Source organism: Embleya sp. NPDC050493 (assembly GCF_044458105.1).
Lineage (GTDB): Bacteria > Actinomycetota > Actinomycetes > Streptomycetales > Streptomycetaceae > Embleya.
In genome coordinates this window covers 48995-73004 of the sequence record NZ_JBITHP010000029.1, presented here as the reverse complement: position 1 = coordinate 73004, position 24010 = coordinate 48995, and the positions used below count along the sequence as shown (strand labels likewise).

Here is a 24010-nt window from a genome sequence, read left to right as displayed (position 1 = left end):
AACGCCCGGCGAGAACCGGGGCTGCGAGGCTTCGATGGACACCGAAACCGAACCTCGCGCGGCGCGGGGTGACCGCAGCGGAGAGTGCCGGCGCTCGTCGGGGGTGTCGAAGTCTCTCGCGGCGCTGCCCTGACGCTAGCCGGGTGCGAACACGGTGGACTTCGTAGGCTCGGACGAGGGACGCCCCCGCTTTCGGTGCCGTCCCACCAAGCGCGGACCGGGGCCGGCCGGTAAACGGGAGGCCCGGGGCGGGCGGGAAACGGGCGACCGGGGGCGGGGCGGACCGGTGGAGGGGGAAGCGTGGGCCTGCGGATGGAGGGCGTGCGGGCCGGAGCGGGCCGCTGGGTGGAGTGGACGCGCGGGGCGGCCGGATGTGACTCCGCTAGGCCGTGTCCGGTGGATCCTGGTGGATGAGGTCGCGCACGGCCTAGGCCGGCGGCGCGAGCTCGTCGCGCAGGATGGCGTAGAAGGCCACGTCGCGCCAACGACCGTCGCGGAAAGTGTAGGCGCGCGCCACGCCCTCGCGGGTGAACCCGACCTTCTCCAGGGCGCGTTGCTCGGCGAGGTTGTCCACTTCGGTGCCGGCCTCGATCCGGGCCACCTGGGTGTGTGCGAACAGGTAGCGCACCAGCAGGAGTTGGGCCCGGGTGCCGATCCCTCGACCGCGCGCCTCGGGGAACAGGTTGATCCCGACGTTCCAGCAGTACGCGGTGCGCGAGGTGACGATCTTGCGCCAGGCCACGAAGCCCGACACCTCCGTACCGCGAACCACCGGCAACAGCCCCTGGTCGTCGCCGAGCAGGCCGTCCTCCGCCCACTGGCGACGCCAACGGCCCGGATCCGACCAGCCGTACCAGGAGAACGGCCCGACCGCCTCGGGGTCGGTCAGGAACCGTTCGAGCAGGGATATGTCCGCCTCCGTCGCCGGACGCAAGGACACCTGGTCGTCGCCACTCATGATCCGACTCCGTCCGGTCGCCGTCGGCACGGTCGGCGGCACCCGGGAGTCGGCAGCGTACGAAGCCGGTGCGCCGGGGACGCGACGGGTGCGATTGTCCGAGACGACGACAATACCTGCGGTGCCGACCGCGCCCACCGCCCCGGTGCGGTGGTCGCGGCTCGCGGAGAGCGGAGCACGAAGAGCCGAGCACGAAGAGCCGAGGACGAAGAGCGGCGTCACGAGTCGCGCGGCGGCTCCTGTTCGGGGCGATTCGCCACCAGGCGACGCATCCGGGCGCGCAAGGAATTGCCGGACCCGCCGGGCAACGGCGGCTCGGCCGCCGATTCCGGCGCGGACTCGCTCCACCGACGGGCCTGCCACACCAGGGCGGCCAATTCGTCGGCACCTGACTCCCGGGATGCATCGTGCTGCGTCATGTCGAGCCGCTGCCCCGCCCAGGAGACGCCCACGGCTGCCGAATGATCACGAATGCGCGACATATCCATAACAACGCCGGCGCCCGGCTCACCAGACGGGCGCTTCGAACGTCTCGGCCGGTGTCGTTCATCGCACAGGCTCTCGACGCCGTATGACACCCAGCCATCCGAATCACCACAAGATGGTCGACGCCACACACCCGACGTCGGCCTCACCGTCCCCGTCGACGCCTGCCTCGACACCGACTCCGAGGTGCACCGCAGTACGACACGACCCGAGCGGCGCCCGAGCGGGCCGGTCCGCCGCATTCGGCATGACGTACGCCATGTTGACGCCCCGTCCGGGCGGGTGCTTTGGTGAGGCTCGCCTAATTGAAGACGTGTTCGAAATCCTGAGCGGGGTCACCTGTGTTCGCCAACTACCTGATAGGTCTGCGCGAGGGCCTGGAAGCGGCTCTGGTGGTCAGCATCCTGATCGCCTATCTCGTCAAGAGCGGGCGTCGGGACGCGTTGCCGGCGGTGTGGGCCGGGGTCGCCGCCGCGGTGGCGCTGAGCGTCGCGCTGGAGGCGACCCTCGAACTGACCTCCGCCGAGATGACCTTCGAACAGCAGGAACTGTTCGGCGGCTCGCTGTCGATCGTCGCGGTGCTGCTGGTGACCTGGATGATCTTCTGGATGCGCCGGACCTCGCACGCGCTGAAGGCGCAGTTGCAGGGCCGGCTCGACCACGCGCTGGCGATGGGCACCGGCGCACTGGTGCTCACCGCGTTCCTGTCCGTGGGCCGCGAGGGCCTGGAGACCGCCGTCATCGTCTGGGGCACCGCCCGCTCCACCGGCGAGAACACCGAACCGATGATCGGCGTCGCCCTCGGCCTGGCCACCGCCGTCGTCCTCGGCTACCTCTTCTACGCCGGCGCCGTCCGGATCAACCTGGCCAAATTCTTCCTGTGGACCGGAGCCGGCCTGGTCGTCGTCGCCGCCGGCGTCCTCGCCTACGGCATCCACGACCTCCAGGAGGCCGACTTCCTCCCCGGCCTGAACAACCGCGCCTTCGACATCACCGACACCATCCCCCCGGACAGCTGGTACGGCACCCTGCTCAAGGGCATCCTCAACTTCCAACCCGACCCCACCGTCCTGCAGACCACCGTCTGGCTGCTCTACCTCATCCCCGTCATGGCCCTGTTCCTCCTCCTCCCCAAGAGCCGCACCAACACCCCGGCACCGGCATCCCGGGAGACCACGGCCACCGCCTGACCCACGAACACGGTCGGCCCACCCCACCGCGGCGGGCGGCGGGCGGCGGGCGGCGGGCGGCGGGCGGCGGGCGGCGGGCGGCGGGCGGCGGGCGGCGGGCGGCGGGCGGCGGGCGGCGGGCGGCGGGATGATCATGCGTGAGGAACCGGCCGATATCCTCTGATCCGCTACCGCCAGGGAGCGCGGCACGTACACAGGGGGCATCCGCATGACGCAGCCGACCAGCGACGAGGGTCTGGCCGGGCAGTCGCTCGACGAGGGAGGCGCACGCACCGCGCGCTGGGCGTTCATCCGGACCGAGAGCGGCAGTGCGACCGTGTTGCTCGCCGCCACTCTGGTCGCCCTGGCCTGGGCGAACATCGGCCCCGACTCCTACGAATCGTTGTGGCACACCCACCTGTCGGTGCGGCTCGGCGACTCCGGTGTCTCCCTGGACCTGCGCGAATGGGTCAACAGCGGGCTGATGACGCTGTTCTTCTTCGTGGTCGGCCTGGAGGCCCGGCGCGAGTTCGACATGGGCGAACTGCGCGAACGGCGCCGGTTGACCCTGCCGTTGCTGGCCGGCCTCAGCGGCATGGCGGTGCCGGTGTTGATCTACCTGGCGATCAACGCGGGCGAATCCTCGGTGCACGGCTGGGGTGCCGCGATGTCCACCGACACGGCCTTCGCGCTGGGCATGCTCGCACTGCTCGGCAGCCGCTTCCCCCGCAGGCTGCACACCTTCATCCTGACCGTCGCCGTGGTGGACGACTTCGTCGCCCTGGTGGTGATCGCGGTCGCCTACAGCGATCACATCGACGTGCCCGCGCTTCTGGTGGCGCTGGCGATGCTGGTGGTGATCGTGCTGGTGCGCACCGCGAAGGTGCGGCGCGGCAGCGCGTACGGCGTACTCGGCGTGATCACCTGGGTCGCGGTGCTCAAGTCGGGCGTGGATCCGGTGGTGGTCGGCCTGGTGATGGGCCTGCTGACCTTCGCCTACCCGGCGTCGCGGATCGAATTGGAGCGGGCCACCGGGCTGTTCCGCTCGTTCCGCGAGCAGCCCACGCCGGAGTTGGAACGCACCGCCCGGCTGGGCATGGCGGCGGCCCTGTCGCCGAACGAGCGCCTACAGCGGATGTACCACCCGTGGACCGGCTACGTGATCGTGCCGCTGTTCGCGCTGGCCAACGCCGGCATCACGCTCGACGCCGGGCTGGTCTCCCGGGCCTTCACCTCGCCGGTGACGCTGGGCATCCTGGTCGGTTACGTGGTGGGCAAGCCGTTGGGCATCATCGGCACCTCCGCGCTGACCACCCGGCTCAGTCGCGGTCGGCTGCGCCCGCCGGTCGGCTGGGGCGCCGTGGTCGGCGGCGGCGCGATCGCCGGGGTGGGCTTCACCGTGTCGCTGCTGATCGCCACGCTGGCCTTCGAGGGTGAGCGGCTCGACGAGGCCAAGGTGGGCGTGCTCAGCGCCGTGGTCTGCTCGTTCGTGGTGACCTGGCTGGTCTCGGTGGCGATCGCCGCGATGCCGCGCCCGGCCCGCTCCCGGGCACTGCTGGGCACCGCCCAGAGCCTGGTCGACCTGGCCGTGCCGGTGGACCCCGAGCGCGACCACATCCGCGGTCCGATCGACGCCCCGGTGACGCTGGTGGAGTACGGCGACTTCGAATGCCCCTACTGCGGTCTGGCCGAGCCGGTGGTGCGCGAACTGCTCGCCGACTTCGGCGACGTGCGCTACGTGTGGCGCCACCTGCCGCTGCCGGACGTGCATCCGCGGGCCCGACTGGCCGCGATCGCCGCCGAGGCGGCGGCCGAGCAGGGCGCATTCTGGGAGATGCTCGACCATCTCCTGGAGAACCAGGACGCGCTCAAGCCCGGCGATCTGCTCGCCCACGCGAAGGCGCTGGGACTGGACGTGGAGGAGTTCCGGATCGCGCTGCGCACCCATCGCGGCGCCGACCGGGTGACGGAGGACGAGGAGTCGGCCGACCTGAGCGGGGTCTCCGGCACTCCGACGTTCTTCGTCAACGGCCGCCGCCACCACGGCCCGTACGACATCGACGGACTCACCGCCGCCGTGCACGCGGCCAAGGAGCGCGCGCTGATGGACCGCTGAGCGGGCCGGTCGGTCGGCGGCAGGACCGCACCGCCGGGACCTCCCCGCGCGAACCGATCAACCGCCGTGAGCTCGCCGTGACTTCACACCGCCGAGCGCTCGCATCGGCCCGTCGCCGACCCGACGGACCGTCGTGATGCCCGGATCCGGGCACTCCTGCGGGTGGTGCTTCGTTGGCACGGCAAGTTCCTTCGGTGCCTTGACGATCACGCTTCGGGGTTCCTAGGGTGCGGTGAGTAGTCGCCCTCCGGAAAGGTTGGTTCACGATGCTCGGTCAGTCCGTCTTATCCGATCGACGGTTCGTGTCATGACGGTGGGGCCCGACACACTCACGGCCCTGCTGAAGGGCAAGGACGTTCTTCCGGCGGGCTGGGAATCGGTGTTCGGCATGGTGGCCCGCGAGGACTTCGTGCCCGCCCGGATCTGGCCGGACGACAGCGATGCGCCGTTGGACCGCGATCGCGATCCGGAGGCCTGGCGCCGGGCGGTCTATTCGGATCGGGCGCTGGTGACCCAGTGGGACGACGGCCGGCACACCGGCGCCGCCGCCGGGCGGCTGGCCACCTCGTCGGCCTCCACGCCGTCCACGCTCGCGGAGATGCTCTACGACCTGGACGCGGCGCCGGGCATGCGGGTGTTGGAGGTCGGCACCGGGACCGGCTACAGCGCCGGCCTGCTGGCGGCGCGCGGCTGCCGGGTGACCTCGATCGAGGTCGACCCGCAACTGGCCCGCCGCGCACGGGAGAACCTGGCCGCCGCCGGATTCGGCAACTTCGTCGAGGTGGTCACCGGCGACGGCACGCTCGGCCACCCGGCGGGCAGCCCGTACGAACGCATCCAAGTCACCGCGGGGGTCCGGCGCGTGCCGTCGGCGTGGGTCGAACAGGCCGCGCCGGGCGCGGTGATCGTGCTCCCGTGGGGCACCGACTACGGCAGCGGCGACTGCGCGCTGCGCCTGGTCGTCGACCCGGATCGCCGCACCGCCAGCGGGCCGTTCACCCTGGCCACCGCGTTCATGAAGCTGCGCGCGCATCACCCGCACTGGGGCCGCTACGGCGGCGCCGCGCTCCCCGAGGACTGGGCCGCCTACGCTCATCCGACCACCACCACGCTCGGCTACGACGACGTGGTGGGCGGCCCGTTCGACCCGGTGGCCCTGGTACTGGGCCTGTGTGTGCCCGATTGCCTGGCCCGCCCGGTGTTGCACGGCGCGCTCGGCGGCACGTTGTGGCTCTACGGCGCCGACACCGGGCACGGCCACTCGATCGCCGCAGCCCACTTCGCCGTCGGCGAGCCGCCGACGATTCGCCAATCCGGCCCCCGCCGGTTGTGGGACGAGGTCGAGGCGACCTGGTACTGGTGGCATTCCCAGGGCCGTCCCACCATTCACGACTTCGGCCTCACCGTACGCCTCGCCGACGACGACACGGTCGAGCAACAACCCTGGTACCGCACCCCCGACCATCCGCTCGTCGCGCCGGCCCACGAGTGGACACCGCCCCCGAGCGGGTGACCCGACGCGGCACACCCGGCGCCGCCGCGCCGGGGGCGATCGGGACCTGTCGCGGATCAGGCCCGCGGGAAGCCGGCGTCGGCGAGCCAGGTCAGCGAGGCATCCGCGATGTCGGGCCAACCGTGGTCGACGATCAGCGAGTGGCCGCGGTTGTCGAAACAGCGATATTCGGTGGTGGCACGGGACTTGCCGTATCGCTTGAAGGTGGCGCGGGTCAGCACGTCCGGCACGGTGTGGTCCAGCTTCCCGGACAGCAGCAGGAGCGGTCCGCGGGACTGGTTCTCGGTGGCCACCCGCGCGGCCGAGTTCGGGGTGAGGTTGCCCAGCTCCAACTGGAAGAGCGGCCGGGCCGGGCTGGGGATCGTCCACGCCGCGAACAGGTCCTCGGACTCCTTGCGGGAGACGGCGTTGGCGAAGGCGTAGCGGAACCGGTCCTGATTCAGCGACACCGCGCGCTTGATGTTGGCGGGATTGCGCAGGAACGGGAACGTCGACTTCGCCTGGGCCGGACCGACCGCCTTGACCCCCTTGATCTGGCCGGGACAGATCGCCACCGTGGCCGCGGCGAGCCCCTCGCCCAACAGCCGCTGGGCGATGAAGCCGCCGACGGAGTGACCGACGAGGACGGGCGGGGAGGGCAGCTCGCGGATCACCCGGACGTGCGCCTCGGCGATCTCCGCGAGACCGACGCCGCCCTGCTCCTCCGGCTGTCGGCGGGCCGCCAGGACGGTGGCGGGAACACCGGGCCACTCCGGCATCAGCGGTTCGTATCCCGCGTCGCGAAACCGCTCGGCCCAGGCCCGCCAACTGGTCGAGTGCAGCCACAGGCCATGGATGAACACGACGGGTGTGCGCTTGGTTGTCATGCGTCGCCTCGCTCGCGAATGGTCTCGATCCGGGGATCGCCGCGGAGACAACCTTCGTGGCGGGCCGCGGTGCAACCGACGCCGCTCGACCCCGCCGGTCGCGCCTGCGACCGGGCCACACGAAGATCCTTTACCGCCACTGTGTCACCACCGCCGCCCGATCGCGCGCCGAAACCGGTCCCGCGGGTCGGGGCACGCGGTCTCGCGGCCGGTGCGCGCGACCGGCGCACGGCGAACGGGCCCTACCGCCCGACCCGTTGCGTCCGGCGCGCTGCCCGTACCCGGCCCGGTCGGGTGCGGTGGTGGGGGGCAACGGTCGCCGATGGGCTTGATGTATGGTTTCTACAGATGTGTAGAAGCCCGGTTTCGACGGATTCGACTCGGACGAGACCGCTCCGTCGCCTGCGGATCAGGGGTGGAACTGTGCCGAATGATCATCGAGAGCGGTCCACGGCCGACGGCCCGGAGACCAAGTGGGTGCAAGCTCCTCCGGAGGAGGAGATCCGCCGCGTCTACGAGCCGGTGGAAATCCGTAACCGCGACGGCAGTTGGGCGCTCGGGCGAATCAACGCCCGGTGGCACGGCGATCGTGGGCAGGACTGGTGCCGCCTGCGGATCGTGGGCAGCGATCGCCCGGCCCGCTGGGTCCCGTTCGATCCGGACGTGTTCGTCGAATTACAGATCGACGGAACCTGACGCCGCCCGCCCCTCCCCTCGACACCCGGCGGGGGCCGGCTCCCGACAACGGCCTGGTTGCGCCGCCGCGTGGGCTCGGACGCCTTCGAGACGGCAACGGACGGATCATCCGGCCTACGGTGCGACCAAGGCCGAGCGCCCGAGCCCGAAGCGGCCCGGCCGGGGGACGGTAGGCGGGGGCGGCCGGGATGCCGCTCATCGAGGGCAGGCCCCGGCCCTCCTCGACGGCGGTGGCGGGCAGCCGCGCAACCGCACCGATCGCGGCGGTACCGGGCATCGACGGTACCGCCGCGATCCGCAGCGCCGGTGTGCGGTCAGCGACCCTGGAGGGCCTTGACGTTGTTGCCGAAGGACCAGCTCTTGGAGCCGTCCCAGTTCAGCGACCAGGTCATCAGGCCCTTGAGGCCGCCGCTGTAGCGGTTCCATGCCTGGGCGACCTGAGACGGCGTCATGTAGCCGCCGCCCGCGCCCGGTTGCGCGGGCAGCCCGGGAACCTGCTTGTCGAGGGGCACCTTGATCGTGGTGCCCTGCACGACGAGCCCGCGGTTGAGGCAGTCCGTCTGCGCGGTGAAGCCGGCGACCGTGCCGGCGGAGTACGAGTCGCCCGAGCAGCCGTACATGTTGCCGTTGTAGTACTGCATGTTCAGCCACCACAGCCGACCGTTGTCCGCGTACTTCTTCACGATCGGCAGGTACGCGCCCCAGATCGAGCCGTAGACCACGCTGCCGCCGGTGACGTACGCCGTCTCGGGGGCCATGGTCAGGCCGAAGTTGCTCGGCATCTGGGCGAGGATGCCGTCGATGATGTGCACCAGGTTGGCCTGCGAGGTGGACAGTGTGTTGATGTTGCCGCCGCCGACCAGGCCGGTCTCGATGTCGATGTCGATGCCGTCGAAGTTGTAGGTCTTGAGGATCGGCACGATGGTCGCGATGAACCGGTCCGCGACGGCGCGGGAGTTGAGGTCGATGCCGGCCGCCGCCCCGCCGATGGACATCAGGATGGTGGCGCCGGCCTCCTTGGCCTGACACATCTCGGTCGGCGTGGCGACCTTGACGGTCGAGTCCATCCCGTCCTGCCACAGCGCGGTGCCGTCGCCGAGGATGACCGGGAAGGCGGCGTTGAGCACGTTGTAGCCGTGTGCGGCGATCCGCGAGTCGGTGATCGGGGTCCAGCCGAACGGCGGGTGCACACCGTTCACCGCACCGTCCCAGTTCTCCCAGTAGCCCTGGAGCACCTTGCCCGCGGGCTTCGACTTGACCGCGCAGGTGCTGCCCACCGGCGCGCTCGCGCGCTTCGTCGAGGGCGAAGTGCCGTTCGTGTCGGCGTTGTTCGGTGCGGCCGCGACCGACCCGGCAACGGTGAAGGCGACCGCGAGGGCGGCTCCCAGAAGGCGTGACGTGCGACCCATCATGCTCGATTCCCTTTCGGCACTTCGAGCACGACCGGGCACGGAAGGAACGTCCTGCGTGGCACGCCTGCCTCCCGGGCGGGGACGGGCCCGGAGATTCACGTGGTGCGATTGCCACGACCGTAAAGTGGTCCAGACCTTACGGTCAATAGGTCTGGACCACTGGCAAAGTCCGGCAAATGCCGCCGCGCCCGAAGCCAGGCCCTCCGAGGTCGACTCGCGCCGCGCCCGACGCGGACGGCGGTCGTCCTCGGCAGGGGTGTCGGTCACTCTCGAAACTACTGCGCGTCGACCGAGTCGACACAGTGTTGACCGGTTCGACAACACGTCGATACGGTGGCCGGGCCACCACCACCCGGTAGGCGTGTGCGCCGGCCGACCCGGGGTGTCGTACGCATGGTCCGGTCTCGGACGACCCGCACGCGTCCGATCGCGAAATGGGGACTGGCATGGCCTCGGAACACGTCGACGTCCTGATCGTCGGCGCCGGCCTCTCCGGCATCGGCGCCGCCTGTCACCTGCGGCAGCGGGCACCGGGCAAGTCGGTGCTGATCCTGGAGGGCCGCGACGCGATCGGCGGGACCTGGGACCTGTTCCGCTATCCCGGGATCCGCTCGGACTCGGACATGCACACCCTGGGCTACTCGTTCCGACCGTGGACCGCCGCCGAGTCGATCGCCGAAGGCGCGGCGATCCGGGACTACATCCGCGACACCGCACGCGAGCACGGCGTGGACCGGATGGTGCGCTTCGGCCACCGGGTGGTCGAGGCCGAGTGGTCCGCCGAGACGGCCCGCTGGACCGTCCGGGCCCTTCGTACGCCCTCGGGCGCGGAGCCGGGCGCGGGCGCGGGCGCCGAGCCTGCCACGGATCCGGCTGGTGGCGGCGATGCCGAAAGCGTGGAACTGACCTGCTCGTTCCTGTTCGGATGCACCGGCTACTTCCGCTACGACCAGGGCTACACACCCGAGTTCCCCGGCATCGAGAACTTCGCCGGCCCGGTGGTGCACCCCCAGGCGTGGCCCGAGGATCTGGACCACGCCGACCGAAGGATCGTGGTGATCGGGAGCGGCGCGACCGCCGTCACCCTGGTCCCCGCGCTGGCCCGCACGGCCGCGCACGTGACCATGCTCCAGCGCTCGCCCGGCTACGTGATGGCGCTGCCCGCGCGCGACGCGCTGGCCGCGCGGCTGCGCCGGGTGTTGCCGGACCGGACGGCGTATTCGCTGATCCGGGCCAAGAACATCGGCATGGCCATGCTCGCCTTCCACGTCTCACGCCGAGCGCCCGCGCTGATGAAGTCGCTGCTGCGCAGGCGGGCGATCCGCCGATTGCCCGAAGGCTACGACGTGGACACCCACTTCGCGCCCCGCTACGACCCATGGGACCAGCGCATGTGCTTCGTCCCCGACGGCGACCTGTTCACCGCCCTGCACGGCGAGCGCGCCTCGATCGTCACCGACACGATCGCCGGCTTCACCCGGACCGGCGTGCTCCTGGAGTCCGGCGCCGAACTGCCCGCCGACATCGTGGTGTCCGCGACCGGGCTGAACCTGCTCGCCCTCGGCGGCATGACGCTGCGGGTGGACGGGACACCGGTCGAACCGTCCCGGACGGTGGCCTACAAGGGCATGATGCTCTCCGGTGTGCCCAACTTCGCGCTCACGATCGGCTATTCCAACGCCTCCTGGACACTCAAGTGCGACCTGGTCGGCGAGTACGTATGCCGACTGCTGAACCACATGGACGCACACGACTACCAGGTGTGCACGCCGCAGGCCCCCGCGGCCGACGCACCGCTGGAGCCGCTGATCGACCTCAAGTCCGGCTATGTGCAGCGCGGTACCGCGTTGTTGCCCAAACAGGGGCCGACCACCCCCTGGCGGCTGCACCAGAACTATCCGCGCGACGTGCTGATGCTCCGACACGGCTCCCTCCGGGACCGGGGAATGCGCTTCGGGCGCAGATCGGACCGGCCGACTCCGGTACCGAGCGGGACCGACTGAGTCGGGCCCGGACGAAACGGACCGGCCGAGTCCGGTGGCCGGCGGCACCGACTGAATCAGGCCCGGACGAACGGGTGGTCGGCGGCCGTGCGCTCGCGGGCCGATCAGGCCCGCGCGGCGACCTCGCTCAGGTAGGCGTTCGTCCGCTCCGGCTCGTACAGGAAGTTCTCGAAGTCGGCCGGTGTGTCGATGGCCCGGGCCACCCGGTCGGCGACCTCCTGATGCTCGTTGCCGGCCGCGAGCAGCCGCACCACGTGCTCGGGCGGCGGCGCGAGCAGCGCGGTGGTGAACTTCACCGAGTGCCGGGCGTACGCCCAGAATCGCTCGAAGGTCTCCTGCATCCAGTCCCGGTCGAACGGCTTGTCGCCGTGCTCGACGATCGCGGCCAGGTACACCGCCGCCGCACGGGCCGCGCTGTTCGCGCCCTGGCCGGTGATCGGGTCGTTCGCCACCACCACGTCGGCGATGCCCAAGGCAAGCCCGCCCGACGGCAGTTCGGCCACCGGGCGGCGCACCACGGGGGTGAACGCGCCGCTGAGCACGCCCAGCGCGTCGGTCAACTCGGCCGCCCGGGTGCGCTCGTAGTCCCAGGGCGCGTGGGTGCGGATCAACTCCAGGGTCGACGCCCAGTGTTCCAGCGGATCGCGGACACCGGTGAAGCGGTCGAACGGCCCGCCCGGTATCGCCTCGACCAGGATGATCTCGCACGGCCCGGACAGGGTGAGCCCGGGCAGGTAGTACAACTCGCCCAGGCCGGGAATCACGTTCAGGTGGACCGCCTGCCGGCCGACCTCCGGGCGGGGCGTGACGCCGTGCACGTAGGACACGGCCAGGTGCCGCTGCGGCACGGTGTGCACCGAGCGCTCGTGGTCGCGGTCGAACATGGTGACCAGTTCGCCCTTGCCCGCCGCGACGATCACCAGGTCGTAGTGCCGGCTGTACCAGTCGATGTCGCCGACCGAGACCGGGTGCAACACCACGTGGCCGCCCCGGCGGGCGAACAGGTCCAGCCACGCGGACATCTTCACCCGCTGGTCGACCGACTCGGATCCGCCCATGTCGCCGAGCCAGTCCACGAACGGCACGCCGTCCGGCCCGGGGATGGTGAATCCGGTGTGCGGCAGCTTGGGCACCTGCTCGTCCCACAGGTCCAGCCCCTGGGCGGCCTCCAGGGCCAGTTGCGAGGGGAACATCATCTGCGTCGAACTGACCCGGCCGGCCCGGATCTCCTCCGGCGTCCGCTCGGTCATCACGGTGACGTCGTAGCCACGGTCCTGGAGCCCCAGCGCGAGCTGGAGCCCGGAGTGGCCGGCACCGACGACGAGGATCCTGCGCACGGATGACGCTCCTTCCGGTTCACGGTCGAATGCATGCTATGACCACGCATCCTGCCGGTCGGCGGGAGCCCTCCGTACCGCCGCGGCCGGGACCGTCGACACCGCCTGGCCGATCGCGGCGCGGCGCAGGACAGGCGGCGAAGTGCGGTCGGCGGGTCGGTCAGGGCTGCGGAGTCGGGAGCAGGTAGGAACGACTGGCGCGGCGGTCGGCGATCCGGACCAGGGCTTCCAGGAAGGCGAGTCGGAAGGGCCCCATGCCCGGCGCGTCGCGCAGCCGCAGTACCCGCTCGGTCCAGGCCGTCGGCGGGCCCGCGATGCCGGTCCGGGGGCCGATCCGCGCGCCGGCCGGGCCGGTTGCCCGGTCGCCGGGCGCGCCGCCGGTCCCCGGATCGGCTGCGGTTCGACCGCGGAGGCCGTCCCCACCGCCGTCGGCGAAGAGCACCGTCGGATCCAGCACGATCGCCGGCACCCACCGGTCGCCGGGCAACTCCACCGGGCCCAACCGGTCCCCCGCCTCGACGCCGAGCACCCGCGGCACGGCCCGCCCGACCTCGTCCGGCATGGGCCGCACCGATACCCGGACCTGCCCGTGGTGCGCGGCGACCAGGTACGTGATCAGTTCGGCGTCGGCCGCGTCGTGCAGCAGGTGCACGTCCGGGTGCAAAAGGGCGAGTGCGGAGACCAGTTCGTGGCGGAAGTGCGCGCGCGAGTGCCGACCCCGGTCGTGGCCCGATTTCGCCCAGGGGCCCGGGCCCGGGGGTTCGGCGCCCGGCGGGCAGTCGTCGCACAACATCGCCTGGAACGCGTCGTGCGCCTTGCCCAGGTCGTGGTACCGCCCGGCGACGGCCGCCGACTCGACCAGGTGCCCGGGGATCACGAAGCCGGTCTCGGCCAACTCCTGGGCCACCACCCGCACATCACGCTCGACGTCGGCCAGGTGTCGGGGCAGGTCGACCCAGCCCTGCCCGCACGCCGGCGCCGGCGCCTCGGCCGCGCTCGGCGCGTCGTCGAGCGGGACGACCGGCACCGGGCCGGCGTGCCGCACCCCCCAGCCCGACGCCACGTCGTAGCAACCGACCGCGGCGTCGGCCAGCACCACAGCCCCGGGCCGCAGGTCGTCCGCGGTCAACGGCCGGCAGCCGCCGGCCCGATCGAAGGTCCACCACCGGTCCGGCCGTCGGGCCCACGCGCCGGCCACCTCGGTCGCCGGCGCCGGGCACATCTCCACCCGGCGCGGGTACGGTTCTCGTTCCTCGGGGCGGCCGTTCGGCCAGTGTCGCCAGGTCACCGCAACGTGCGGATCGGCATCGTCGCGGGTCCATCGGGCCACCTCTTCGGCACCCTCGACCGCCTCGGACTCGGCGCCCGGCAGGGTGTCGAACAGCCGCAACAGGTCCGCCCGCCGCAACACGTGCCGCACCGGGGTGTCGGTGCCCATCGGCGTCCGGGCCAATCGGGTGCCGGTCACCGCGCACCCCTCCAGGCCGATCAGCGCCCGCGCCGCCCGGCGCAGTTCCGGCTCCGAGTACGGCGCGTGGTGCGTCCCGGTGGACCCGTCGGTCGGCGGCCACACCCACAGCAGTCGCGCGTCCGGCTCGCGGCCGTCCCGGTTGCATCGCCCGGCCCGCTGTACCAGGGCCGGCCACGCGGCCACCTCGGTGAGCAGCACCCGCGCGGTGATCTCGACGCCGACCTCCACGACCTGGGTGGCCACCACGATCTGTCCGGGCGCACCCGGCTCCCGGGTCGATCGTTCGACCAGGGCGGCGCGTTCGGGCGGGCGAAGCAACGCGTGCAGGCCCAGCAGTTCGGGCACGGCCGCCCGGCCGGGCAACATTCGCTCCAGCGCTGCCCGGATGGCGCAGGCCCGTTCGTCCGTGTTCACGATCGCGAGTGTGCGCGTTCCGGGACGGTGTCGGCGCAGCAGTTCCGCCGCCACCGCGGCCGGGTAGGACTCGGCGTCGGTGGGCATGGCGGCGAACTCGACGGTGCGCGCCGCATCCAGCCGCCGGGCCAGCTGGGCGCCGATCGGCAGGTCGAGCGCGTTCACCACCCGGGCGACCGTCGGGTGGTCGGGGGTGCCCAGTCGGGTCGGATCGGCGAGCGCCGACATCCACATCGTCGCCGAGCCACCCACCGTCCCCAATTCGTCGCGCAGGCCCTGGAGTTGGGCCGATGTCTCCAGCCCCGGTCCCATCAGGTGCGGCTCGTCGAAGACGAACTGGGTACCGGCGTGCAGCAATCCGAAGGACAGCGGCCAGGACGCCCGCCCTTCGCCGTGCCCGCGCATCAGCAGCCGGGACAACACCACGTCCTGGGTGCCGACGAAGACGGCCGGCCGCGCGGGCCGCACCTGCCAGTCGTCCGCCTCGCGTTCGGCTCCGGCGGACAGCACGTGCACGTCCACGTCGGCGCCGTGGCCGAGCCGCTCGATCCACTCGACGACGAGGCGATGGGTGTACTCGGTCGACGAACGCAGCGGCAGCACGTAGACCAACCGGCCGGGCGTGGCCCGGCGCACCGCGCGCTTGGGATGCGCCAACCGCCGCCACAGCCAGGGCAGTACGGCCGCGACCGTCTTCCCGCAGCCGGTCGGCGCGCACAACACCTGCGGCAACTCGTCCCGGGCCAGCGTCTCCTGGTACGCGTACGGCGGCGATCCCGTCGCCGTACGCACGAATTCGACGAACGAACGCTCGGCCATCCGGTACCCCCGCACCCCGACGCCCGGCACGCAGCCGGACACCGAGCATCCTGCCGGCCCGTACCGCCATCGGCCGGCATATCCCCCGATCCGACCGCGCGGATGCGATCCGCGCCCGTGCCTGCGCCGGGGCGTGGCAGCCGGGCGAACCGGGCGAATCCGCCCGGCGCGAGCTCTCCCAGGACCCGCTGCGGCGTCCCCCGAACCCGCCGGATCCGTCGCCTATGGTGGGAGCCATGGAGAGTCTGCCGGAGCACATATCCGAGAACGTCAACCCGTTGCGCGCGCTTTCGCTCGACGCGCTGCGGCAACGCACCAGCGAGAAGTGGCGGGCCTACCCGGAGGACGTGCTCCCGGTGTGGGTGGCCGAGATGGACGTCCCGCTGGCCGAGCCGATCGCCCGGGCGATCATCGACGCGGTCCGCCTGGGCGACACCGGCTACGCCTCGGGCACCGGCTACGCCCGGGCCCTGGCCGACTTCGCGGCCAAGCGCTGGAACTGGCACACCCTCGCGGTGGAGCGCACCGCGATCGTGCCGGACGTGATGCTCGGCGTGGTGGAGATGCTCAAGCTGGTCACCGACCCCGGCGGCCGGGTGATCGTCAACTCTCCGGTGTACCCGCCGTTCTTCATGTTCGTCACGCACATGGACCGGCAGATCGTCGAGGCCCCGCTCGGCGCGGATCACCGGATCGACCTCGACGTCCTGGAGACCGCGTTCCGCACCGCGACCGCGACCGGCGAGCGGGTCGCCTACCTGCTGTGCAGCCCGCACAACCCGACCGGCACCGTGCACACCGAGGCGGAACTGGCCGCCGTGGCCGCGCTGGCCGCCGAATACGGGGTGCGCGTGGTGGTGGACGAGATCCACGCGCCGCTCGCCCCGCCGGACGTGTTCGTGCCCTACCTGCGCGTACCCGGCGCCGCGAACGGCCTGTCGCTGATGTCCGCGTCCAAGGGCTGGAACCTGGCCGGCCTCAAGGCCGCCCTCGCCGTGGCCGGCCCGAGCGCCGCCGACGACCTGGCCCGGCTGCCCGTGGAGGTGGCGGACGGCCCCAGCCACGTCGGGGTGATCGCGCACACCGCGGCCCTGCGCGACGGCGCGGCCTGGCTGGACGCGCTCCTGGCCGGGCTCGCCGAGAACCGGCGGCTGCTGGCCCGACTGCTCGCCGAGCAGTTGCCGAGCGTGCGCTACACCCCGGCCGAGAGCACCTATCTGGCCTGGCTGGACTGCCGCGAACTGGGCCTGGGCGACAGCCCGGCGACACACTTCCTCGACCGGGGCCGGGTCGCGCTGACCTGCGGCACCGGCTTCGGCACCGGCGGTGCGGGACACGCCCGATTCAATCTGGCCACCCACCCGGACATCGTCACCGAGGCGGTCCGGCGGATGGCCGCCTCGATCTGATCCGCAGGCGATCGTCGTCGCGGGGTGCGGCGAGGTGCGGCGGGGTGCGGCGGGGTGCTCGGCCGGCGGTGCGGTGGGCGCGCGGTCGGTGCGGTGGCCCTGCCGGGCTGCGGAGGGTGCTTCACCGCGGCGGGGGGCGCGGTCACTGTGGTGGGCGTGGCCGTGCCGCGTGCTCCAGGGCATGCAGGAGGTGGACGGCGGACGCGTCGGCGTAATCGTGGCGCAGCGCCCACAGTGCGACCTCGGTGGGGAACTGCACGTCGGCGAAGGCGATGACCACGACGCTGCCGTCCAGGAACAGCCGGCTGCGTGCGCTGCCCAGGTCTATCCAGGTCTCCGCGACCGCGAGCGCGGCATCCTCGTCCGCGCACGGCAGACACGCGAAGCGGCCGTCGAGCAGGCCGGCGGGCAGGATCGACGCGGCGTGCCGGACCTGCGCGAGGTGCTCGTCGAACGCGCGCCGGTGCTCGTGCGCGGGCCACGGCAGGCGGGAGCGCCACAGCAGGCACGTACACCACGCGAGCACCGGCGCGGTGTCCGGTCCGGCGTCGGGGTCGGGGCCGCCGGCCCGGTCGGGATGCCCGGCCCGGTCGGGGTGTCCGGCCCGGTCGGGATGCGGTTCGGTGCGCAGTTCGTGTGCGGCCCGGATCCGCGCATCCGGCGTGTCGGAGTCCGCCGGTCGATTCGGTTCTTCCTCGCTCAACGATCCGCTTCCGTTCTCGATGATCCGCCCACCCCGCAGGACAGCACGGTAGTCCAACCACCCGGCTCGCGGGGGGCGGGCGCGGGGTGTGGCCCGGTGCGGCCCGGTTGGGTGAGCACCTGCACGGGTACGTCTCGCAGTTGCTCGGTGGCCTGCGGCGCGGCCGGCCGGCGGCCATGTCCGGGTCGGGCCCGCTGTGGTCGAGGGCGAAGTGGGACGGTAACTGCGCCACGTCGGCGCCGGCCGCGCAGTGGCCGAAGCCCGCTGTCGCGGCGGCGTCGCGGCACGACATCAGCGCCCCCACGATCGGCCGCGAGCCACCGGTGTCGATCGTGGTGCCGACGTCACCGAGGGATGGACCTCGACCCCCGGGGTGCCGCGGGCCACCGTGCATCCGCCGTATGTGCGAGGCGCGTTGTGCGTCGAGGTAGCCCTGTGCGTCGCGGTCCAGCATCAGGGCGGCGTCCATACGCACGGAGGATACGTCGAGCGCTCGTTTCACCGCGCACTTCCCTCGCACCTCATCCACGCACCTCACCGCGCACCTCATCGGGCCCACCGGGCCCACCGGGCCGAAGAGGCCGCGCATCCGAGCCGCACAGCCGCATCCGATTCCGGGCAAACTCCTCCGCATCCGATTCGGGGCGAACTCCGCCGCATCCGACCATCGTTGCCCGATATGAATTGACTGCGATTTTGCGCGGGATATCTTTTGGAATTAACCCGGATCCGATATGATGGCGAAAAGCAATTTGATTTCTCGCTAATATCCTCCGGACGAACGCCTTTCGATCGCGGACCGTGCCGACCGCACGCGAACCGCCGGCGTTCCCACTCCCGACGAGATCTGCGAGGAATCCCGTGTGCCATGAATTCGACGCCGTCCCACCCGCCCACGGACGCACGGCGACCGAGCCGGCCACGGCCGGCCCGCTGACGCTGACCTCGGCCGACGGCACCGAGTTCGGCGCCTTCCGGGCCGTCCCGGAACGGCCGTCGGGGGTCGGGGTCGTGGTGCTTCCCGACAACCGGGGCCTGTCCGGCTTCTATGCGGCGGTGTGCGGCCGACTCGCCGAACAGGGCCATACCGCACTCGCCCCGGACTATTTCGGCCGTACGGCGGGCGCCGAATACGGCGACCGCACCGCGGATTTCGCCACAATCGAGAACCTCATGCCGCACCTGGCCCGACTGACCCCGGCCGGCCTCGACGCGGACATCCTCGCGGCAGCGGATCGACTTCGCACCGAGGGCGCGCGGGCAATCGTCACACTCGGGTTCTGCTTCGGCGGACGCCAGGCGTTCCGTACCGCCGCGCCGCGATTCGGCACCGCCGGAGCGATCGGTTTCTACGGATTCCCCGGCACCCTCGAAGGCACACCGGGACCGACCCGCCTCGCCGCCGAACTCACCGCTCCCGTACTCGGATTGTGGGGCGGGGCGGACCCGTACATCCCGGCCGAGGCCGTCGCCGAGTTCGACGCGGCGCTGACCGACGCCGACTGCCCGCACGAGTTCGTCACTTACCCGGACGCGCCGCACGGCTTCTTCGAACTCGGCGCCGACGAGTCGCGGTTCGCGGCGGCCTGCGCCGATGCCTGGCATCGGGTGCTGAACTTCCTGGCCCCACACGCGAATCGACCCGCCGCCTGAGCCTGCGGGAGGTATCCCCGCGAGAGGCACCGGGGCGCGGGCCGAACGTCCCGGTTCCACACGCGAATCGGTCCGCGCTCCGAGTCCGCGCTCGGAGTCCGCGCTCGGAGTCCGCGCTCCGAGTCCGCGCTCCGAGTCCGCCGGCACGTTCCGGGTGTGCCCGGCGGGCCGGCGAACATCGAACTGTTGACGTTTTGGTCCAGACCAATTACCTTCCAATAGGCGTTTTGGTCCAGACCAATTCGCCAAGCGACTGCTTCCTGGTCGCGGTCGATGTCCCCATTCGCCGACCGCGATCACCCCGGTGAGGCGCGCGCGTGCACGGTTCCGTACCGCCCTGTTCCACGCACACAGGGAGAGAGCCATGTCCCCTCACAAGCGCAGATTCCGCAGCAGATTCCACCACGGATTCCGGAGCCGGGCCCTCGCCCTGCTCGCCGTCCTCGTCCTGCCCCTGGCCGTACTCACCGGCCTGAACGCCGGCGCCGCACAGGCCGCCGGGAAGCTCACCGCGACGTTCTCCATCCAGGACAACGGCTCGTGGTGGAAGGGCACTTACGTCGTCCACAACGGCGGCACCGCCGCGGTGACCGGCTGGCAACTGGAGTTCGACCTGCCTGCCGGCGTCACCGTGACCGGCAACTACTACGGCGACGCCACGGTGACCGGCAGCCATGTCTCGGTCAAGAACGCCTACTACAACGGGACCGTCGCGGCGGGCGGCAGCACCGACCCGTTCAGCTACTGGTTCGTCGGCAACGGCCCGGCCGGGCCGCCCACGCACTGCACCGTCAACGGCGACAAGTGCGACGGCTCGCCCGACGTACCGCCCTCCGCACCCGGCGCCCCGCACGCCACCACCGTGACCGCCCACTCGATCGCGCTCGGCTGGACCGCCGCGACCGGCGGCGACTACCCGGTGGCCGGCTACGAGGTGGTCTCGGGCGGCGCCACCGTCGCCAGCGTACCGACCGCCTCGGCCACCCTCACCGGCCTCACCCCGGCCACCGCGTACACCTACGCGGTCCGGGCCAAGGACACCCGGGGCAACCTCGGCCCGCTCGGCCCACCCGCCACGGTGACCACCGTGGACCCGGCGAGCGATCCGACCCCGCCGACCGCGCCGGGCGGCCTGCGCAGCACCGGCAAGACCTCCTCCACCGTCGCGCTGGCCTGGACCGCCTCGACCGACAACGTCGGCGTGGCCGCGTACGACGTCTATCGCAACGGCACCCTGGCCAAGACCGTCCCCGCGGGCACCACCGCGGCCACGATCGAGGCCCTGTCCCCCGTCACCAAGTACACCTTCACCGTGAAGGCTCGGGACGCGGCGGACAACGCCTCGCCCGCCTCCACCGCGCTCGACGTCACCACCGACGACATCGCCGGCACCGGCAAGAACCTGCGGGTCGGCTACTTCGTGCAGTGGGGCATCTACGGCAGGCAGTACTTCGTCAAGAACCTGGACACCTCCGGCTCGGCGGCCAAGCTCGACGTGATCAACTACGCGTTCGAGAACATCGATCCGGTCAACCTGACCTGCATGGCCGGCGTCACCAAGGGCACCACCGCCAACCCGCAGGACCCCGACCAGGGCACCGGCGCGGGCGACGCGGACGCCGATTACGCCAGGCCCATGTCCGCCGCGCAGTCGGTGAACGGGGTGGCCGACGACGGCTGGGCCAAGCTCCGCGGCAACTTCAACCAGCTCAAGCAACTCAAGGCGAAGTACCCGCACTTGAAGGTGGTCGTCTCGCTCGGCGGCTGGACCTACTCCAAGTTCTTCTCGGACGCGGCGGCCACCGAGGCGTCCCGGCAGAAGCTGGTCAAGTCCTGCATCGACATCTGGATCAAGGGCGACCTGCCCGCCTACAACGGCGCGGGCGGACCGGGCACCGGCGCCGGCATCTTCGACGGCATCGACGTGGACTGGGAGTGGCCCGGCTCGCCCGACGGCCACGCCGGCAACCACTACAACGTCAACGACAAGCAGAACCTGACCCTGCTGCTCGCCGAGTTCCGCAAGCAGCTCGACGCAACTCCCGGGCCGCGCAAGCTGCTCACCGCGTTCACCCCGGCCGACCCGGTCAAGGTGAACCAGGGCTGGGACACCTCGAAGATCTTCGACTACCTGGACGTGGCCAACGTCCAGGGCTACGACTTCCACGGCGCGGGCAGCGACAACTCGTGGGAGCCCAACCGCACCGGTGACCAGGCCAACCTGTACACCGACGCCCAGGACCCGTATCCGACCCACTTCAGCATCGACGACGCGGTGAAGATCTACACCGACGCCGGCGTCAATCCGCGCAAGCTCACCATCGGCTTCCCGTTCTACGGCCGAGGTTGGCAGGCCGTCGCCGACGGCGGCGCACACGGCGAATGGCAGGCCGCAGGCGGGGCGGCGCCCGGCCAGTTCCCCGAGGAGGCCGGAACCAGGGGCTATTCGAACCTGCTCGCCAGTGTGCCCAACCTGACCGTCTACCACGACGAACAATCCGTGTCGACCTACGGATACACCGGGGCCGGCGGCCAGTGGTGGACCTTCGACGACGCCTGGTCGATCGCCCGCAAGACGGCCTACCTCAAATCCAAGAACCTACTCGGCGCAATGATCTGGGAGATGTCCGGCGACACCTCGAACGGAGCCCTGATCACCGCACTCGACAACGGACTCAAATAGCCCGACGGTCTCCGCAACCACAGGAAGGAGACCGCCCACCGCACCCCCGTACTCCCCGTACCGCCGCCCGGTCCACACCGGACGGCGGTACGGCCGTCTCGACCTCGCCGGGGGCGCGACCGGTCAGGCGTCCGGCACGCGGCCCAGCCCACCGATCATGGTCAGGCCCGCGTACGTCGAGTCGTCCGCAACCGGCGCATCCGGGCGCCAGTGCGGCAGGAAGACCACGCCCGGCTCCACCGGTTCGGTGCCCTCGAAGAAGCTCTCGATCGTTTCCCTGCTGCGAAACCGCCCGCTGCCCAGGGTGGACAGGAACAACCGCTCCAACTCGCGTCCCTCGGGCGTGGCATCGCTGAAGTGCGTGATGAACACGAAGCTCCCGGGGGCCAACGCCTCGCGGTAGGCCCGGACCACCCCCGCCGGGTCGTCCTCGTCCGCGAGGTGGTGCAGCACGGCGACCAGGAGCAGGCCCACGGGCCGCTTCAGGTCCAGGAGTTCGACGACTTCCGGCCGGGACAGCACGTCCCGGGCGTCCCGCACGTCGGCGGTCACCACGCAAGTACGGTCATTCTCGGCGAGCAGCGCACGCCCGTGCGCGAGCACGATCGGATCGTTGTCGACGTAGACGACCCGCGCCTCGGGATTGCTTTCCTGGGCCACCTCGTGGGTGTTGCGTACGGTCGGCAGCCCCGAACCCAGGTCGAGAAACTGATCGATGCCGCACTCGGCCATGTACCGCACACCGCGCTCCAGGACCGCCCGGTTCAGACCGGCACCGACCCGGGCATTGGGCATCGCCGTCATCGCCTTGTCGGCGATCGCCCGATCCACCGCGAAGTGGTCCTTGCCACCCAGGATCGCGTCGTAGACCCGCGCGACACTGGGCACCCCCACGTCGATCCGGGGGCCCTCCGACCAGTCGTCGCCCTCGGCATTCGACGGCACCTGCCACTCGTCCGACACGCTTCCCCCCGACCGGATCCGACGCTACGTCACCCCCACGGGACGGCCCGCGCACAGGAGAGTATCCGCCGCACCCGCCGACATCCGCCCCACCACCGACTCCGTACCGCGACTGTTACAACACCGGCCGCAACCCGAGCCCGTCGCCTCCATATCCGTTGCCACACAACGCAGTTCCACTCACAGCTCAACACCGGACCGACCCGCGAAGCCCCACGGCGCGGACACCGCGGCCGAAGCCGCAGGCGGCCCCGAGCCGGTGGGACGGGCTCGGATGCAGACCACGATCATTTCCTCGCGCGTGTCTGCGCTCGGCGGCGTATGCGTGCACTTCTGCGGTCCGTTGGGCCGGGTAGGTCCGTTCCGCTCGCCGCCTGGTGTGTAGCGGCCTTGCCGTCCGAGCCCAGCCGCTTCGGCCAGGAGCGTGGAGCCGTCCTCCGCGTTGGCCGGATGCACACCCGGGCGGGCGACGCGCGTTGGCATAGTCGGTCGGCGACCGTCGACACGGGGCGCAGGGTCGCCCACAAGAGCAGCGCACATATCCGAGAGCACCGCACACACCCGAGAGCAGCAGACACGGACGCTAGTTAGCGCAAGGCGCGCCCAGAGCAGCGGACGCGGACGAGAGCACCGCACGCGCCCCAGAGCGGCGAACGCGGACGCTAGTTAGCGCAAGGCGCGGCCAGAGCAGCGGACGCGGACGAGAGCACCGCTCACACCCGAGAGCACCGCACGCGCCCCAGAGCGGCGGACGCGGACGCTAGTTAGCGCAAGGCGCGGCCAGAGTGGCGGACGCGGACGAGAGCACCGCACACGCCCCAGAACGGCCGACGCGGACGAGAGCACCGCACACGCCCCAGAGCGGCGGACACAGACGCTAGTGCCGTAGCAGGCAACGATTGCGGCGTTCGGAAGCTTGTAGCGGCCCTCTTGTTCGGTGTGGGCGGGTACTTTCGGCGGATGAACAGTGGTGGTCAGCCGGATCTGGATGAGATCGAGGCGTGCTTCGTCGCGCTTCTTGAAGGGCGGCTGACCCGTGACGCCGTCGATCGATGGGCCGGTCGCTGGATTACGGATGTCGGTCTTGAGTGGGACGAGTTGAGCTGGTGGGCTCTGGGGCTGCTCTATGGGATCGATCTGCGTCATGGGCCTGGCGAGGACTACCTCCATGACGATGTTCAGGTGCGGGAGTGGCTGGTGAAGCTGCGTGACCGACGCGCCGGGTGACGTGCCGGCCGAAATCCCTGCAGCCAGGCGTGAATACGGGAGTCTGGGGCCGGTGGCAGAACGAGTACGCGTGCGTGAGATCGATGACGACGAGGGTGGACGGCTGCTGCGG

Annotated in this window: 17 protein-coding genes; 9 read left to right on the top strand and 8 right to left on the bottom strand. The window is 71.4% G+C overall.

Features of this window, described 5'->3' with window-relative positions:
• Positions 1 to 427 precede the first annotated feature (427 nt).
• The gene (locus ACIBM5_RS38090; protein WP_396011307.1) at positions 428 to 958 is read right to left on the bottom strand and encodes a GNAT family N-acetyltransferase; all 531 of its coding nucleotides are present in this window, start codon (positions 956 to 958) and stop codon (positions 428 to 430) included.
• 218 nt (positions 959 to 1176) lie between these two features.
• Positions 1177 to 1377: a hypothetical protein gene (locus ACIBM5_RS38085; protein ID WP_396011306.1), complete on the bottom strand. Its 201-nt coding sequence runs from the start codon at positions 1375 to 1377 to the stop codon at positions 1177 to 1179.
• A gap of 408 nt (positions 1378 to 1785) precedes the next feature.
• Here ACIBM5_RS38085 and efeU point away from each other — a divergent pair, with 408 nt between their 5' ends.
• The 3 genes from efeU to ACIBM5_RS38070 all read left to right on the top strand — a co-directional run bounded on the left by efeU (position 1786) and on the right by ACIBM5_RS38070 (position 6242).
• A complete protein-coding gene (efeU, locus tag ACIBM5_RS38080; protein WP_396011305.1) occupies positions 1786 to 2634 on the top strand; it encodes an iron uptake transporter permease EfeU in 849 nt (282 codons plus the stop codon).
• Positions 2635 to 2842: 208 nt separating this feature from the next.
• Positions 2843 to 4729 (top strand): Na+/H+ antiporter NhaA, encoded by a 1887-nt coding sequence (gene nhaA, locus ACIBM5_RS38075; RefSeq protein WP_396011304.1) that lies wholly within the window; start codon positions 2843 to 2845, stop codon positions 4727 to 4729.
• Between the two features lie 307 nt (positions 4730 to 5036).
• On the top strand, positions 5037 to 6242 hold the full coding sequence (locus ACIBM5_RS38070; protein ID WP_396011303.1) for a methyltransferase domain-containing protein: 1206 nt from the start codon (positions 5037 to 5039) through the stop codon (positions 6240 to 6242).
• Between the two features lie 56 nt (positions 6243 to 6298).
• On the opposite strand, the gene ACIBM5_RS38065 is transcribed toward ACIBM5_RS38070, so the two are convergent.
• Complete coding sequence (locus ACIBM5_RS38065) at positions 6299 to 7108, bottom strand: alpha/beta hydrolase (protein ID WP_396011302.1); 810 nt, start codon at positions 7106 to 7108, stop codon at positions 6299 to 6301.
• 477 nt (positions 7109 to 7585) lie between these two features.
• Between ACIBM5_RS38065 and ACIBM5_RS38060 the strand changes: the two genes are divergently transcribed.
• On the top strand, positions 7586 to 7804 hold the full coding sequence (locus tag ACIBM5_RS38060) for a hypothetical protein (protein ID WP_360324319.1): 219 nt from the start codon (positions 7586 to 7588) through the stop codon (positions 7802 to 7804).
• Between the two features lie 314 nt (positions 7805 to 8118).
• Here the strand turns inward: ACIBM5_RS38060 and ACIBM5_RS38055 are convergent, their stop codons facing one another.
• Complete coding sequence (locus ACIBM5_RS38055) at positions 8119 to 9213, bottom strand: chitinase (protein WP_396011351.1); 1095 nt, start codon at positions 9211 to 9213, stop codon at positions 8119 to 8121.
• Between the two features lie 449 nt (positions 9214 to 9662).
• On the opposite strand from ACIBM5_RS38055, the gene ACIBM5_RS38050 reads away from it, so the two are divergent.
• Positions 9663 to 11219 carry a flavin-containing monooxygenase gene (locus ACIBM5_RS38050; RefSeq protein WP_396011301.1) on the top strand — a complete coding sequence of 519 codons (1557 nt, stop codon included), beginning with the start codon at positions 9663 to 9665 and terminating at the stop codon, positions 11217 to 11219.
• Between the two features lie 104 nt (positions 11220 to 11323).
• Here the strand turns inward: ACIBM5_RS38050 and ACIBM5_RS38045 are convergent, their stop codons facing one another.
• Positions 11324 to 12556, bottom strand: a complete 1233-nt coding sequence (locus ACIBM5_RS38045; protein WP_396011300.1) for a styrene monooxygenase/indole monooxygenase family protein — start codon at positions 12554 to 12556, stop codon at positions 11324 to 11326.
• Positions 12557 to 12716: 160 nt separating this feature from the next.
• The gene (locus ACIBM5_RS38040) at positions 12717 to 15260 is read right to left on the bottom strand and encodes a CRISPR-associated endonuclease Cas3'' (RefSeq protein ID WP_396011299.1); all 2544 of its coding nucleotides are present in this window, start codon (positions 15258 to 15260) and stop codon (positions 12717 to 12719) included.
• Positions 15261 to 15496: 236 nt separating this feature from the next.
• On the opposite strand from ACIBM5_RS38040, the gene ACIBM5_RS38035 reads away from it, so the two are divergent.
• Complete coding sequence (locus ACIBM5_RS38035; protein WP_396011298.1) at positions 15497 to 16669, top strand: MalY/PatB family protein; 1173 nt, start codon at positions 15497 to 15499, stop codon at positions 16667 to 16669.
• A gap of 142 nt (positions 16670 to 16811) precedes the next feature.
• Here ACIBM5_RS38035 and ACIBM5_RS38030 read toward each other — a convergent pair whose 3' ends face one another.
• A complete protein-coding gene (locus ACIBM5_RS38030) occupies positions 16812 to 17372 on the bottom strand; it encodes a hypothetical protein (RefSeq protein WP_396011297.1) in 561 nt (186 codons plus the stop codon).
• Between the two features lie 861 nt (positions 17373 to 18233).
• Between ACIBM5_RS38030 and ACIBM5_RS38025 the strand changes: the two genes are divergently transcribed.
• The gene (locus ACIBM5_RS38025) at positions 18234 to 19025 is read left to right on the top strand and encodes a dienelactone hydrolase family protein (RefSeq protein WP_396011296.1); all 792 of its coding nucleotides are present in this window, start codon (positions 18234 to 18236) and stop codon (positions 19023 to 19025) included.
• Between the two features lie 364 nt (positions 19026 to 19389).
• Complete coding sequence (locus ACIBM5_RS38020; protein WP_396011295.1) at positions 19390 to 21708, top strand: glycosyl hydrolase family 18 protein; 2319 nt, start codon at positions 19390 to 19392, stop codon at positions 21706 to 21708.
• Positions 21709 to 21831: 123 nt separating this feature from the next.
• Here the strand turns inward: ACIBM5_RS38020 and ACIBM5_RS38015 are convergent, their stop codons facing one another.
• Positions 21832 to 22671, bottom strand: a complete 840-nt coding sequence (locus ACIBM5_RS38015; RefSeq protein ID WP_396011294.1) for an SAM-dependent methyltransferase — start codon at positions 22669 to 22671, stop codon at positions 21832 to 21834.
• Positions 22672 to 23631: 960 nt separating this feature from the next.
• Here ACIBM5_RS38015 and ACIBM5_RS38010 point away from each other — a divergent pair.
• Positions 23632 to 23898, top strand: coding sequence for a hypothetical protein (locus tag ACIBM5_RS38010; protein ID WP_396011293.1), 267 nt, complete (start codon positions 23632 to 23634; stop codon positions 23896 to 23898).
• The last annotated feature ends 112 nt before the right edge of the window (positions 23899 to 24010 follow it).

What these genes read in the sequence shown, in the direction of transcription:
- ACIBM5_RS38040 (WP_396011299.1), bottom strand. Translation starts at nt 15,260, where the DNA reads ATGGCCGAGCGTTCGTTCGTCGAATTCGTGCGTACGGCGACGGGATCG.
- ACIBM5_RS38085 (WP_396011306.1), bottom strand. Translation starts at nt 1,377, where the DNA reads ATGACGCAGCACGATGCATCCCGGGAGTCAGGTGCCGACGAATTGGCC.
- ACIBM5_RS38090 (WP_396011307.1), bottom strand. Translation starts at nt 958, where the DNA reads ATGAGTGGCGACGACCAGGTGTCCTTGCGTCCGGCGACGGAGGCGGAC.
- ACIBM5_RS38035 (WP_396011298.1), top strand. Translation starts at nt 15,497, where the DNA reads ATGGAGAGTCTGCCGGAGCACATATCCGAGAACGTCAACCCGTTGCGC.
- ACIBM5_RS38065 (WP_396011302.1), bottom strand. Translation starts at nt 7,108, where the DNA reads ATGACAACCAAGCGCACACCCGTCGTGTTCATCCATGGCCTGTGGCTG.
- ACIBM5_RS38050 (WP_396011301.1), top strand. Translation starts at nt 9,663, where the DNA reads ATGGCCTCGGAACACGTCGACGTCCTGATCGTCGGCGCCGGCCTCTCC.
- ACIBM5_RS38010 (WP_396011293.1), top strand. Translation starts at nt 23,632, where the DNA reads ATGAACAGTGGTGGTCAGCCGGATCTGGATGAGATCGAGGCGTGCTTC.
- ACIBM5_RS38020 (WP_396011295.1), top strand. Translation starts at nt 19,390, where the DNA reads ATGTCCCCTCACAAGCGCAGATTCCGCAGCAGATTCCACCACGGATTC.
- nhaA (WP_396011304.1), top strand. Translation starts at nt 2,843, where the DNA reads ATGACGCAGCCGACCAGCGACGAGGGTCTGGCCGGGCAGTCGCTCGAC.
- ACIBM5_RS38055 (WP_396011351.1), bottom strand. Translation starts at nt 9,213, where the DNA reads ATGGGTCGCACGTCACGCCTTCTGGGAGCCGCCCTCGCGGTCGCCTTC.
- ACIBM5_RS38070 (WP_396011303.1), top strand. Translation starts at nt 5,037, where the DNA reads ATGACGGTGGGGCCCGACACACTCACGGCCCTGCTGAAGGGCAAGGAC.